The organism is Streptomyces atratus (assembly GCF_014648655.1).
Classification (GTDB): Bacteria; Actinomycetota; Actinomycetes; order Streptomycetales; family Streptomycetaceae; genus Streptomyces; species Streptomyces atratus.
This window is the reverse complement of sequence record NZ_BMRN01000022.1, coordinates 37,696-51,947: the sequence shown is the minus strand read 5'-3', so window position 1 is coordinate 51,947 and position 14,252 is coordinate 37,696. Positions and strand designations below refer to the sequence as shown.

Sequence of the window (14,252 nt, the reverse complement as noted above, 5' to 3'; positions counted from 1 at the left end):
TCGGCCAGGACCAGTGTGCGCGGGCCCGCCGGCCGGCCACTCGACACGGGCCTGCAGCATCGGCTCCCCGACCCGGCAGTCGTCCAGCTCCGCATCAGGTATCGCGTGCGTGCCGCCCTGCACCGGCGCGGCCATCCGTACCTGCGGGAACGCCGCCTTGTCCGGGCCACGGGTGTTGCCCGGACGATCGAAGGCCTTCCCGGTCGCGCGACTGTCAGCGGCATCCCAGCACGTGTCGTCCACCGCCACCAGCCGCAGCCCACGCCAGATCGCTCGCGGCGTCTGCGCCGGGCGGTGGCAGCGAACAGCGCCATCAGCGGCTCCGAATCCGGCCGTCGCCCGGCTCGGAACAGCGAGGACTCGGCAGGCATCCGCCACGGTCCGCACAGCCCGGCTTCCCCGGGCCGTCGACCAGAAGCCCCACCGCGCTGCGCAAGCAGTGTCTTCCTGCGGTTGTCGCCGTCGAACCTGATCGGTTCAGTCCGTGGAAGCCTTCTGCTCGACGACGATCTCCCGCTTGAGGATCTTGCCCGTTGCTCCCTTGGGGAGTGCGTCGGTGAATGTGACGATCCGCGGATACTTGTACGCCGCCACCAGCTGTTTGACATGGTCGCGTATCTCATCGGCCGTGATCTGCGCACCGCCCCGGAGGGTCACGACGGCGGCTATCTCCTCTCCGTGGGTCTCGTGCGGTACACCGATCACCGCGGCCTCGGCGACGGCCGGGTGTTCGTAGAGCACCTCCTCGATCTCACGTGGGTAGACGTTGTATCCGCCCCGGATGATGAGGTCCTTCTTCCGGTCGACGATGAAGTAGTAGCCGTCCTCGTCGACACGGGCCAGGTCGCCACTGTGGAACCATCCGTCCCGGATGGCATCCGCGGTCGCGTCCGGACGATTCCAGTAGCCCTTCATCACGTTGTCGCCGCGGATCGCGATCTCACCCACCTCGCCCGGGCCCACCGAGGTGCCGTCGTCCGCCACGAGCTTGAGCTCGACCCCGCGGATCGGGAGGCCGATCGAGCCGGCCTTGCGCGGCCTGTCCGGGGGGTTGAACGACGCGACAGGCGAAGTCTCCGACAGCCCATAGCCCTCCAGTACCGTGATGCCGAATATCTGTTCGAATTTGTGGAGTACCTCGACCGGCAAGGAGGCACCGCCGGAAACGGCCAGGCGTAGTCGTGAGAGGTCGTAGCCGTCGGGGATCCCGGTGTGGAGCAGGGCTGTGTACATCGTGGGGACGCCCAGGAAGATGGTGGCCCCGTGGTCGTGCATGATCTCCAGCGCCCTGACCGGCTCGAACCGCGGCAGCAAGGTCAAAGTGGCGCCCGCGGCGACGGCGGTGTTGAGAGCGCAGGTCTGCCCGAAGGCGTGGAACAGCGGCAGGCCCCCGAACAGTACGTCGCCCGGCCCGACGTGGAGCAGCGTCCGGGTCGTGGTGGCCGCGTTGGTCATCAGGTTGCGGTGGGTCAGCTCGGAGCCCTTCGGGGTTCCTGTCGTGCCCGATGTGTAGAGGATCACGGCAGTGTCGTCCTCCGCCCGGTCGACGACGTGGGGCATCGGTTCGGTGGCCCGCACTCGGGTGTCGAGCGCCGTCGAGTCGGTGACCAGGCAGTCGGCCCCGACTTCCGCCGCGGCCGTTGCGACCTGGTCCGCGCACCGCTGGAGTGTCACCACGATCCGCGATCCGGAATCCCGGAGAGTGAAGGCTATTTCACGGGCCTTCAACAGCGGATTCATCGGTACCACCACGCCACCGCAGCGGAGGATGCCGTAGTACGCGACCGGGAACCAGGTGACGTTGGGCATGACCAACGCGACGCGGTCGCCCGGCCGGACGCCCTTGGTCTGCAACAGTGTGGCGAACCGGGCGCTCGCGTCGTCCAGTTGGGCATAGGTGAGGGCGATCTCGTCCTGGCGAACGGCGACGCGGTTGCCGTCGGCCCTGGCGGATTCGGTCAGGAGCGTGGCGAGGTTGTTCATTCGGTTTCCTCTTCGATCTGGGGTGGCGGCGGTCACCATGGGTGCCGGCAGCCGCCGAGGCCCACGGATTTTTGTGTCGCGATCACGTCGCGGGGGGCAACCCCGCCGCGATCGGGGTCGCCGCCGGTGCTGTGCGGATCTCCCCAGAAGTCGGGCGGCAGGTGGCGTCCCTGCCGCACGGCCAGCCACAGCCGCAGGACGTGGCGCTTCAGTTCGGGGTCGTCGAAGTCCTCATACTCCGTGCGGGAATGAAGAACCGCATGGTTGTTGAGGAACAGCAGGTCACCGACCTCGAAGTCGACCTCGAGCCGGAGCTCCGGTGACCCTGCCAGTGCGTCGACGAGGTCGAACAGTTCCACGTCCGTCGGCTCCAAGCGGGGAACGTCAGGAAAGCGCTGTGCGGATTCGAGGTAGCAGCGGTTGTAGCGCATGCTGAGCTTGCCCCCGCTGAAGGACACCAGAGGGACCGCGGCGTACGGGCGCTCGCCGGGGGCTTGCTCCTCCCGGCGATCGAGGAAATGTGTGCGGTACAGCCGCTCGACCAGATCAGGTCGCCGTGCCAGGACGGCGTTGTAGACCGCTGCCGAGCTGACGACGGCGGTCCGTGCGCCGGAGCGGGCCGCTCGCAGGCACAGCAGCCCGAGGGCATCGGATCCGTCGGTGTGGAACGGCAGCCTCGCTCTGGTCTGGTATCCGCGCGTTCCCGGGTCGGCAAGGCTACGGCCGGTGTCCCGGGCGTGGCCCAGCATGTGGCCTGATGCGTTCTGCGACACCGGAACACCCAGATGCCGGCCCACTCCCCAGAAAATGGTGTTTGCCGCCGCCTGGCTGTATCGCTCGACCGGAATGCGTTTGACGAGCACGAATCCGCGTCCGTTCTCCAATTCGTCGGCGATGCGTTCCAGTTCGCAGGCCAGTGTCGGCAGCGGAAAGTCGCCGGCGGTCATCTTCAGCAGTGGAAGGTCCCGCGCACGCACCGCGTGCACGGCCGCCTCGAGTTCGTCGATCTGCGCCGGCGAGAGCCGCAGGACCCATTCCTCGGAGTCCGCCAGGTCCGGACCCGCCCACACGGCCGGCCCGGTGCAGGGCCGACGCAGCACGTTGATCACGCTTGTCATGGTGACCTCCCTCAGGTCGTACGTCTCTCTTCGGACTCCTGTGCAGCTCATTGCCGGCTGGAACAGAAATCGGGCGTACGACCTCTCGCCTTCCTTGCTGAATATTTCTGACGGATTCGGGGCGTTTCACTGCCCCGAATCCATTGATCTGCAGGAAATTCCGTACAGCCTTTTCAGGGCTGGTCAGCACGTGAACATTTTGCGATGGTGCTCTCCGCTGGAATTCCGATCGGCCGGGACGCCGTATCCAGGCGGAGAACCCCACCGCAGTGGTGCAACGCTAGGTCACGATGTGTCCTGTGGCTTGACGTGACGTGACATCTCACTTATCACTTGGGGACAAAGCCCCCCTGGAGCGCGCCCATGAAGCCTCTTGTCCGCAATGCAGCGCTGAACAACTATGTCGAGGTCAGCCAGTCGCTGGGCATCGATGCGCGGGCCCTGATGAAGCGCGTCGGCCTTGACCCTGTCGGCCTCGCGGTCCAGGACAGATGGATCCCCGGCACGGCGGTCATCCAGCTGCTCGAACTCTCGGCGGCGGCCTCACGGCGCGGGGACTTCGGCCTGCTCCTCGCCGAGCGACGCAGCTTCTCCAATCTCGGCCCCATCAGTCTGGTCCTGCGCGACGAGCCCGATGTCCGCAGTGCCCTCGAACTTCTCGTCCGCCATGAGCACATGTACAACGAGATGCTCCGCAGCCGGCTCTCCGGGGCGAACGGACTGGCCACCCTCAAGGTGAGCCTCGAGCTGGGTGAGGCGATGGCCGCCCGCCAGGCCACGGAGCTGGCCGTGGGCGCCTTCCACGGGGTCCTCCGCAGCTTTCTCGGTGCCCGGTGGCAGCCGTTGTCCGTGTGCTTCACGCACGACGCGCCGGCGGATCCCGGTACCCACCGGCGCCTCTTCGGTCCCGTAGTGGAATTCGACCGGGAGTTCAACGGGATCGTCTTCTACGCCAGCGATCTCAAGGCTCCCAACCCCATGTCGGACCCGCTGCTGCGGACCTATGCCCGGCAGTATTTCGAGTCCATCGCGGTCTCGAGGGACACCACCGTGCTGGACCGCGTGCGTGAGCTGATCGAAGTCCTGCTGCCCACCGGGCGCTGTTCGATCGAGCAGGTCGCAGACAGCCTCGGCATCGACCGGAGGACGATCCACCGGCACCTCGCGGCCTCGGGCGAGACGTTCTCCGCCGTTCTCAACGCCACACGTACCCAGCTCGCGGAGCAGCTCGTGGCAAACCCGCGCCGCTCGTTCACGGAGATCTCCGGGCTTCTGGGATTCTCGGCACCGAGTGCTTTCTCGCGCTGGTTCCGCGAGAGGTTCGGCTGCAGCCCGAGGGAGTGGCGGGTACGCGGTACCGGGCAGCGGCCTTCCGGCGAGGAGTGACCGCCCAGAATTCTGCAGGGGCGTGGAACGGCCGTTCACGCCATATCCCGGCATACCCCTGGCTGGGTCCGGGGACGCCGGCCGCGACGGCAAGGCATGTCCCCAAGCGGTAAGTCTTCTGTCACCTTCGGTCAAGCGCGCGCCCTGGCCCGCCCTTAACGTTGCCTCACCGCAAGGGACAAGGCCGATCCCACGAGGGCGGGCAGAAATCCTGCCCCCAGCCGAATGTTCCCTCCCGGGCCCGCTGATCGTATCCGAGCCCCCGGCGAGCCCGGGAACCCCGTCTGCATTCCCGCGTCCGCTCCTCGCAAGCCCTCCGGGCCTCGCATCGAAGGCAGTGATGCGTGCGGCGAGTGAAGACCCATCCGACAAAGGAGATGGACCATGCACTTCTTCGACGACTCCCTGTATCCGGAGAACCAGGAGAGGCTGGTCATCCAGGCCGCGCCCTACGGGCCGGAGTGGTTGCCCGGTGACGCCGACGACCTACCGCTCACCATGGACGAGCACGTGCAGGCGGCCGTCGACTGCTACAACGCCGGCGCCACGGTGCTGCACATCCACGTGCGCGAGCTGGACGGCCACGGATCCAAGCGCATCTCCATGTTCAACGAGCTGATGGCCCGCCTGCGCGAGGCCGTGCCGGACATGGTCCTCCAGATCGGCGGGTCGATCTCCTTCGCCCCCGAGGACGAGGGCGGCGACGCCAAGTGGCTCAGCTACGACACTCGTCACATGCTGGCCGAGATCACTCCCAAGCCTGACCAAGTGACGATCGCGATCAACACCAACCAGATGAACATCGTCGAGATCTTCGACGACGAGGACATCGAGGGCACTTCGATCGCCAAGGCGGGTTACTACAAGGCCTATCGGGACATGGTGGTCGAGGCCGGGCCGGACTTCTACCTCGAGCACCTCGAGCGGCTCCGTGCCAACGGCATCCAGCCGCACTTCCAACTCGCCGACATGGCGCAGCTGGAGACCGTGGAGCGGCTGATCCGCAAGGGCATCTACAGCGGGCCGCTGGTGCTCAACTACGTTGCCATCGGCGGTGGGTTCGCCGGCCGGCACCCGGCCGACCTGATCGAGTTCATCCGCCGCGTCCCGGACGGCGCCGTGCTCACCATCGAGGCATCCATGCGCGCGGTGGCGCCGATGAACGCGATCGGCATCGCCCTCGGCACGCACGTGCGGGTGGGCAATGAGGACAACCTGTGGCGGCACAAGGGCGAGCGGATGTCCTCCGTGGAGCAGGTCGAGCAGATGGTCAAGATCGCCCATGTGCTCGGGCGTGAGATCGCCACAGGGCAGGAGGCGAAGAAGATCTACAGGATCGGTGAATGGTACTCGGACGCCGACGAGACCCTGGACCGGCTCGGCATGGTGCCCAACCGCCGCCCCGGCCGGCGCGGTTCCATGCTGCGCGACCTCAAGAGCTGATTCGATCCTACTGGCGGCGGCCAGGGTTCCCGCCCCGCCGCCGCCCCGCACAGCCCCCACACACGAGCAAACGGAGCACGTCATGGCACACGCCATTCGATTCCATGAAACCGGTGGCCCTGAGGTCATGCGGTGGGAACAGGTCGTCGTCGGCGACCCGGGTCCGGGCGAGGTACGGATCCGGCATGTCGCCGTCGGACTCAACTTCGCCGACACCTACTTCCGCTCCGGCCTGTACCCGGCTCCGCTGCCGGCGGGGCTCGGCGTGGAGGCCTCGGGTGTGATCGAGGCCGTGGGCGAGGGTGTGCCGCATGTCGCCGAGGGCGACCGTGTGACCTACACCGGCAGTCCGCTGGGTGCCTACAGCACGGAGCGGGTCATGCCCGCGGATTCACTGATCAAGCTGCCGGACGAGATCGGCTGCGAGACCGCCGCGGCGATGACCATGCGCGGACTCACCTCGGCGTATCTGCTGCGCCGGATCCACCCGCTGAAGTCCGGCGATACCGTGCTGCTCCACGCGGCGGCCGGCGGCGTCGGTCTGATCCTCTCCCAGTGGGCGAAGCTGCTCGGCATCACGGTGATCGGCACGGTCTCCAGCGAGGAGAAGGCCGAGGTCGCCCGCGCCCACGGCTGCGAGCACATCATCTACTACCGGCGCGAGAACGTGGCCGAGCGGGTGCGTGAACTGACCGACGGCAAGGGCGTCCCGGTCGTCTTCGACAGTATCGGCAAGGACACCGTCGCCGGATCCATGGCCTCGCTGCAACGCCGTGGCCTGTTGGTGTGTTTCGGTACGGCCTCAGGGGTACCGCCGCTCGACGCCATGCAACTGGCAATCCACGGATCGCTGTTCGTGACCCGCCCCGCACTGGCCGACTACATCGCCGAGCCGGCGGAGCGGGACGCCCTGGCCGGAGAGCTGTTCGGGCACGTCGCGGCCGGGCGCATCAAGATCGAGACCAACCAGCGCTACGCCCTTCAGGACGCGGTACAGGCCCATCGTGACCTGGAAGCGGGACGGACCACGGGATCTTCCGTCTTCGTCCTCTGAGCTCGCCGTGCCCCGCACGTGACCCCCAGGAGTGAGCACATGCCCCAGACCGTCCGCCCGAAGGAAGACACACCCGCACTCGTGCGTCCGGGCGCCCTCCGTACCTCCATCAAGGTTGAGCCGCTGACCTGCACCATCGGCGCCGAACTGTCCGGTGTGAACCTCGGCGACGCCGCGCGCGACGGCGACCTGTTCGCCGAGATCAAGGCGCTGCTGCTGGAGTACAAGGTCCTGTTCCTGCGTGACCAGGACATCACGCGCGCCGAACACATCGCCTTCGCCGGGCGCTTCGGCCCGCTGGAGGACCATCCGGTGGTCGGCAGCGACCCCGACCACCCCGGGCTGGTCCGCATCTACAAGGATCTGGACAGCAAACCCGAGCACTACGAGAACGCGCTGCACTGCGACGCAACCTGGCGCGCGTGCCCGCCCATGGGCGCCGTGCTGCGCTGCGTGGAAACACCAGAGGTGGGTGGTGACACGATCTGGGTCAACATGGCTGAGGCCTATCGCAGGCTGCCGGAGCACATCAAGACGCAGATCGCGGGCCTGCGCGCACGGCACAGCATCGAGGCGACCTTCGGCGCTGTGATGCCGACGGAGCAACGTCACGAGCTGAAGGCCCGCTTCCCGGACCCGGAGCACCCGGTGGTGCGTGCCCACCCGGAGACCGGCGAGCAGATTCTCTTCGTCAACGCCTTCACCACGCACTTCGTCAATTACCACACGCCCGAGAACGTGCGCTTCGGCCAGGACTACGCGCCCGGAGCGGGCAGTCTCCTGAACTACCTGATCAGCCAGGCGGCCGTCCCCGAGTACCAGGTGCGCTGGCGCTGGCAGAAGAACAGCGTCGCCATCTGGGACAACCGCTCCACCCAGCATTACGCCGTCCAGGACTACTGGCCCGCCGTCCGCAAGATGGAGCGCGCGGGGATTGCCGGCGACAAACCTTTCTGAGCCCCGACCAGAGACGAAAAGGTGATGCCCATGGGACTGCACACTGCCGGCACAACAGTGCCGGGGACGTCTCCCGCCGCACCGGCTGTATCCCGTAGCTATGCCTGGCTCGTGTTCGCCCTCGGTTTTGGGCTACTGCTGTCCGACTACATGTCGCGACAGGTCCTCAACGCGGTTTTTCCCCTGTTGAAAGCCGAATGGCTGCTCTCCGATGCCGAGTTGGGCTCTCTCAGCGGCATCGTGGCCCTGATGGTCGGAGTGCTCACCTTCCCCCTGTCGCTTCTGGCGGACCGCTGGGGCCGGGTCAGGACCTTGGTCATCGCCGCGACGGCGTGGAGCCTGGCGACCCTGGGCTGTGCCATTTCCGCGAGCTACGGCCAGATGTTCCTGGGCCGGTTCATGGTGGGCGTCGGAGAGGCGGCCTACGGGAGCGTCGGCATCGCGGTGGTCCTCAGCGTGTTCCCCATCGGTTTGCGGGCCACGCTCTCCGGAGCCTTCATGGCGGGGGGTTCGTTCGGATCCGTGCTGGGTGTGTCGGTCGGCGGTGTGATCGCCCAGGAGCATGGCTGGCGCTGGGCGTTCGGCGCGATGGGAATCCTCGGACTGGTCCTGGCCGCGGTCTACGGCCTCGTGGTCACCGAGAAGAGGCTGGGCCCGGCGTCCATCCGCAACAGCGCCGTGTCCGGGGAACGCGCCCCCGTCCGGACCCAGTTGCCGCGGCTGTTCTCCTCTGTCTCCGTGGTCTGCGCCTACATCGGCAGCGGGCTGCAGATGTTCATCGCGATGGCCCTGCTCGCGTGGATACCCAGTTTCCTCAACCGGTACTACGACATGCCTCCTGCGAAGGCCGGCCTGGCCGCCGGGGTCTTCGCGCTGATCAGTGGCATTGGCATGATCCTCTGCGGGATCGTCGCGGACCGCCTCAGCCGGAAGGCCGCGGACCGGAAGTGGATCGTTGCGATCGTCTGCTCTCTCGGGTCGTTCGTGCTGTTGATGGCGGGATTCCACTTGCCGGTCGGCCCGCTGCAGCTTGTGTTGATCGCGGCCGGGACCCTGGTGGCCGGCGGCACCGCCGGTCCGGCGGCCGCCATGGTGGCCAATCTGACCCCTGCCGCCATCGCGGCGACGGCTTTCGCCACCCTCACTCTGGCCAACAGCCTGCTCGGGCTGGCCCCTGGGCCCGCGGTGACGGGCATGCTCGCGGACCACCTGGGCCTGCTCGGCGCACTGCAGGTGATTCCGCTCGTCGCGCTCGCCGGCAGCGTGGCCTTCATCATCGGCAAGTTCTCCTACGAAGACGACCTGCGCCGCCTGGGGCTGCTCCCCGGCCCGGCGCTCAAGACCCCGGAGTTGCAGTCATGAGTCCCAGCGCACAGCCGACGGTCGTCATCGTCCCCGGACTGCGCGATCATGTGCCGGACCACTGGCAGACCGTCCTCGCCGCCACGATCGCCGACGCCCGAACCGTTCCCCCGCTGGAGAAGGACAGGCTGAGCCGCGATGCCCAGGTCGCCGCACTGGAGGAGGCGCTGTCGGACATCTCCGGGCCCGTCGTACTGGTGGCCCACAGTGCCGGGGTGATGACCACCGTGCACTGGGCGCAACGACACCGGCGTCCCGTCAAGGGCGCACTGCTGGCGGCGCCGCCGGACTTCGACACGCCGCTGCCGGAGGGCTACCCCACCCTGGGAGCCCTGCGTGAAAACGGCTGGACGCCGACGCCGCGGACACCCCTGCCCTTCCCCAGCATCGTCGCAGCGAGCACGAACGACCCCTTGGCCGCTGCCGATCGCGTCGCCGATCTCGCCCGGGCATGGGGGAGCCGCCTCGTGGACCTCGGCCCGGTCGGACACCTCAACCCCGCCTCCGGCTACGGCGCATGGCCCCGGGCGGAGGAGTTCGTCCGCGAGCTCGGCCGAGCCTCGTCCGACATGTCCGCCTGACCGGCGACGGCCTTGCCTCACGGCTCCCTCCTGCCCGCGCCGGGCCGGAGGGAGCCGTGTGCCGCCGAGCCCCTTGTTGCAGACATGTCGATGCGTCCCGTAGGCGCTTCCCCCGGCCGGCCTCCGCGCACCGGTCCCCACCCGCACGACCCCGCCCCCTGGAGGCGCTGATGAGTACCGATACCGACCTGCTGTGGTCCCCCAGCCGCTCGACGGCCGAAAGCTCCAACATCGCCGGCTTCATGCGCTGGCTGAGGCAAACGCGGGGCCTGTCCTTCTCCGACTACGCGGAGCTGTGGCGATGGAGCACCACCGAGGTGCCCGCCTTCTGGTCGGCGGTATGGGAGTTCTACGGCCTCGACGCCGTCAGCAGCTACGACGAGGTGCTGGCCGACGCGTCGATGCCAGGAGCATCCTGGTTCGGGGGAGCGCGGATGAACTTCGCCGAGCAATGCTTCGCCCGTAGCACCGACGAGCGCCCGGCCTTGATCAGTGTCTCCGAAGGCGGCGTTCCGGTGGAGACTTCGTGGCGGCAGCTCGGACGCGACGTCGCCGCTGTCGCCGCATCCCTTCGCGAGATGGGCGTGGGGCCCGGTGACCGCGTTGCCGGTTACCTCCCGAACACGTCGCATGCCGTGGTCGCGTTGCTGGCCAGTGCCGCTGTCGGCGCGGTGTGGACCGTGTGCTCCCCGGACTTCGGTACGTCCAGCGTGCTCGCGCGGCTGCAGCAGGCGCAGCCGACGGTCCTGGTGGCCGCCGACGGCTACTTCTACGGGGGGAAGAAATTCGACCGACGTCCGGCGGTCGCCGAGATCGCGGACGGGCTGCCCACGGTCCGGCATCTGATCGCGGTCGGCCACCTCTCCACGTCCTCCACCACCTCATCGTGGTCGCAGCGGCCTCGGCTGGAGCAGCACACGTGGTCCACGCTTCTCGACAACCAGGCCGAACTCACCTTCGCGGACGTCGCCTTCGACCACCCTCTGTGGATCTTGTGGTCATCGGGTACCACAGGCGTACCGAAGGGCATCGTGCAGGGGCACGGCGGCATCGTCGTCGAGCTGCTCAAGGCCCTCGGTCTCGGCGTCGACCTGCGGAGCGACGACCGCTACTTCTTCCATACGTCCACCAGCTGGATGGTGTGGAACTTCATGGTGGGCGGCCTGCTGCACGGCGCCACGATCGTCCTGTACGACGGCAGCCCCACGTACGTTGACGTCAACGGCCTCTGGAAGGTCGCCGAACAGACGCGCGCGACGATGGTCGGCGTGGGAGCGGCCTACCTGGTCGCCGCGGAGAAAGCGGATGCACACCCAGCGGCCGAGATCGATCTGAGCGCTCTTCGGTCCATCCTGCAGACCGGTTCATCGCTTCCCGGCAGCACGTGGCGCTGGGTTTACGACCGCCTCGCCCCCGACGCCTGGCTGCAGTCGATCTGTGGAGGGACCGATGTCTGCTCGGTCCTCGCGGGGGGCTCCCCGCTCCTGCCGGTGCGGGTCGGCCGGATCCAGTGTCCCGCGCTCGGCGTTGCCATCGCCGCCTGGGACGCCTCCGGACAGCCGCTTGTCGGGGCGCAGGGGGAACTGGTGGTGACGGCACCGCTTCCCTCGATGCCGTTGCACTTCGTCAACGACCCGGACAATCAGCGCTATCTGGCGAGCTACTTCGATGTCTATCCCGGAGTCTGGCGGCACGGCGATTGGGTCACGGTCGAACCGGACCTGTCGGTCGCGGTGGTGGGACGTTCGGATTCAACACTCAACCGAATGGGCGTGAGGATGGGGTCCGCCGACATCTACGCCGTTGTCGAGCAGCTTCCCCAGATCGCAGACAGTCTGGTCATCGGCGCCGAACTGCCGGACGGCCGGTACGTCATGCCGCTCTTCGTCGTCCTCGCCGAAGGGGAAACCGTCGACGACACACTTCGCAGTGCCATCGCGACGTCGATCACCCACACGCTTTCACCTCGGCACGTTCCGGACATCATCGTTCCGATAGCTGCCGTGCCGCGCACCTTGACCGGAAAGAAGCTGGAGGTCCCCGTCAAGCGCATCATCCAGGGAGCCCGCGCCGCTGATGTGACCGCTGAGGGCGCCGTCACCCACCCCGAGATGCTGGCCTGGTTCGAGGGGTTCGCCACCAGGCTCCCTTCCGGACACCGACGCGGCCGCCAGGACGGTAAATGATCTCCATGTCCCTTCCTGGGACAGACCGCGTCACCGGATCGATCAGAAGAGTCGAAAAACGCGCAGAGCCGCGTGCTGCGTCACCAACCCGCTGTGCTGCGCCGTCAGATCGATCACGGCTTGCACCGTGGAACCGGGCGCTGATCGCGGAGCCGATTCGCCTCGTATCGAGGGCTGTGCGGGAGAGACGCAGACCGTTGAAGGCGTGATGACTGACGACCCGCGGCAAGGATGCAGGGGCCGCGGCTCACCGTCGCCCTGTCTGGCGGAGGTCATTCGCCTCAGGTGTTCGCAGTGCCGCTCACCCGAGGCCGGATGAGGGTGCTCAACCTGTCCGGTGGTGTGGTCACCGCCGGGACGGAGCGGACCGACGACGGCGTGGTACCGGATGGTCGTCTGTTCCGGAACGAGGCCGGCAACTATGTGGATACTGCCGTGTATGGCGCGACGTGGTCGTTGATCCTGCCGGCCGACAGCGTGTCAGGTCGCTCGGTGGGCAGGCCGGGACCCGGCTGTGCCGCCGCGCTGCTGGGGGCCGGCGACACGGTGGTCGCCGCCTCGCGACAGAACCTCCTCGCACCTGTCCCGGTGCGGGGGTGTCTCGACGCCGGATCGCCCCGGGGTCGACGGGATGATCCCGGAGGAGGGACCGGCGGACGCGGCCGGCCCCGGTGCCGCTCTCCGCGCTCTGTTCATGCGGACGGTACGTGGACCGACGCCGCACACGACCGGGGGTGCCCGAGCGGCGTGCCGCTCGGAACGAACCTCTCGTGCGTGACGGACGGACCTTCCGGTCGGTTTCGGGCCGGTGTGCCTGCGGGCGGCGGGGTGGTTCATCTTCCGTAGACACGTTCATCCGTATCGGGGCGATGTATCCCGGATCAGCCGTCTGCTTGTGCGGACGATGACTCAGGATTTGCCCGGGCCGGTGTGCTTTGGGGCGCTGGAAAAGGGTCGTCGACAAGTCCGGCCCGCGTGAGATTGACACCTGCCTGAAATCGACTGGTGGCTTTGATTTCATCCATTATTTCAGCAACATGGCGGCGGCAGGTGCGGACGGATATTCCGAGCCGGCGGGCGACCAGTTCGTCCTTGTGGCCCATTGCCATAAGCTGCACGATCGACATCTTGAGATCGTCGAACGAGTTCGGGAGGTCTTTGGTGCAGGGGCTGAACGGGGTTGCGGCGTTCCACAGGTTCTCAAAAGCGCCGCAGGTGAACGCAACCATGGCAGGATCGTCCACCGTCACCGCTTCGGTCATTCGGTTGCCGGGGCCACACGTCGAGGAATCCGGCAGGATCACGGCCTGTCGGTCGTAAACGATGAGCGGGTCGATGAGTTCGGCGCTGGTGCGGACCTCCGCGCCGCGGTGCGTCAGTTCGCGGACCATTGACCGCGTGACCAGGTCGCCACGGGCCGCGTGCTGGTAGATCAGCCTGGTGCGCACACCGCGGTCGAGCAGGCGCAGCACGATCGCGCGGGCGGCGGGGAACGCGTGACAGGGCCGGGCGCCACTGGGCAGCACGACCAGCAGTTCCCGGTGGCAGTCGGCACTCTCGTCGGCGATCAGCGTCTGAAGAGCCGTCGCGGCGGGGTCGAGGGTCTCGTCCGACGGGGGAGCGTCTTCTCGGTGGGGCTGTGGCCTGGAGGAATCGGAGGAGTGCGCCTGGGGGCAAGGGTGCCCGCGCGACTCGGGGGCGCGTTGGTCGCCCCTCCGCTCACCCAGTGCCCGCGCCAGTCGGGCAGCGGTCTCCTCGGAAGTCATCGGCGATAGGAGATCCGGGCCGGAGAGGGCCGGCTGCATCAGTCCGAGGAGGCGCAGGACCAGCTCGGCACCCACCGACTGTTCGGGGCTGAGTCTCAGTGCCTCGGCCACGTCCTCGCACCGGACCCGGCTTCCCTCCGCAGTGGATCCACGCGTCGATGTAACGCGTTCCAGTGGTGAGCATTCCTCCGTGGAGTGGGATCCTCTGGCTGCCGACATTCTTCGCTACCCCCTTTTGCCCGTGGGTTATCGGGCGCCAACTCTAAAGCATCCGGATTTCGTGAAGTGATGCCATGGGTTCATTAATTCACGAATGATGCAGTACTGCGTCAAGCGGCGGGGAAAGCAGGCATGGGAATCATGGAAGCCTTGACTGAGTATCCATTCCGCTGGTGTGCGGTGGTTCGGTCGGAGTG

Annotated in this window: 10 protein-coding genes; 7 read left to right on the top strand and 3 right to left on the bottom strand. The window is 67.5% G+C overall.

What is annotated here, in order from left to right; genetic code table 11:
• Positions 1–477 precede the first annotated feature (477 nt).
• A complete protein-coding gene (locus tag IEZ15_RS28025) occupies positions 478–1,983 on the bottom strand; it encodes a long-chain-fatty-acid--CoA ligase (RefSeq protein WP_189279884.1) in 1,506 nt (501 codons plus the stop codon).
• A 32-nt stretch (positions 1,984–2,015) separates the two neighbouring features.
• Positions 2,016–3,101, bottom strand: a complete 1,086-nt coding sequence (locus IEZ15_RS28020) for a TauD/TfdA family dioxygenase (RefSeq protein WP_189279883.1) — start codon at positions 3,099–3,101, stop codon at positions 2,016–2,018.
• A gap of 363 nt (positions 3,102–3,464) precedes the next feature.
• On the opposite strand from IEZ15_RS28020, the gene IEZ15_RS28015 reads away from it, so the two are divergent.
• The 7 genes from IEZ15_RS28015 to IEZ15_RS27985 all read left to right on the top strand — a co-directional run bounded on the left by IEZ15_RS28015 (position 3,465) and on the right by IEZ15_RS27985 (position 12,070).
• Complete coding sequence (locus IEZ15_RS28015; protein WP_114248205.1) at positions 3,465–4,487, top strand: AraC family transcriptional regulator; 1,023 nt, start codon at positions 3,465–3,467, stop codon at positions 4,485–4,487.
• A gap of 384 nt (positions 4,488–4,871) precedes the next feature.
• Entirely contained in the window at positions 4,872–5,930 is a 1,059-nt protein-coding gene (locus IEZ15_RS28010) for a beta-keto acid cleavage family enzyme (protein ID WP_189279882.1), read from the top strand.
• A gap of 82 nt (positions 5,931–6,012) precedes the next feature.
• Entirely contained in the window at positions 6,013–6,984 is a 972-nt protein-coding gene (locus tag IEZ15_RS28005) for a quinone oxidoreductase family protein (protein ID WP_189279881.1), read from the top strand.
• 39 nt (positions 6,985–7,023) lie between these two features.
• Complete coding sequence (locus IEZ15_RS28000) at positions 7,024–7,941, top strand: TauD/TfdA dioxygenase family protein (RefSeq protein ID WP_189279880.1); 918 nt, start codon at positions 7,024–7,026, stop codon at positions 7,939–7,941.
• A gap of 30 nt (positions 7,942–7,971) precedes the next feature.
• Entirely contained in the window at positions 7,972–9,303 is a 1,332-nt protein-coding gene (locus tag IEZ15_RS27995; protein WP_189279879.1) for an MFS transporter, read from the top strand.
• On the top strand, positions 9,300–9,884 hold the full coding sequence (locus tag IEZ15_RS27990; protein WP_189279878.1) for an RBBP9/YdeN family alpha/beta hydrolase: 585 nt from the start codon (positions 9,300–9,302) through the stop codon (positions 9,882–9,884). Before IEZ15_RS27995 ends, IEZ15_RS27990 begins: the two co-directional genes overlap by 4 nt.
• A gap of 170 nt (positions 9,885–10,054) precedes the next feature.
• Positions 10,055–12,070 (top strand): acetoacetate--CoA ligase, encoded by a 2,016-nt coding sequence (locus IEZ15_RS27985; RefSeq protein ID WP_189279877.1) that lies wholly within the window; start codon positions 10,055–10,057, stop codon positions 12,068–12,070.
• Between the two features lie 881 nt (positions 12,071–12,951).
• Here IEZ15_RS27985 and IEZ15_RS27980 read toward each other — a convergent pair.
• A complete protein-coding gene (locus IEZ15_RS27980; protein WP_229846145.1) occupies positions 12,952–13,947 on the bottom strand; it encodes a LuxR C-terminal-related transcriptional regulator in 996 nt (331 codons plus the stop codon).
• Positions 13,948–14,252 lie beyond the last annotated feature (305 nt).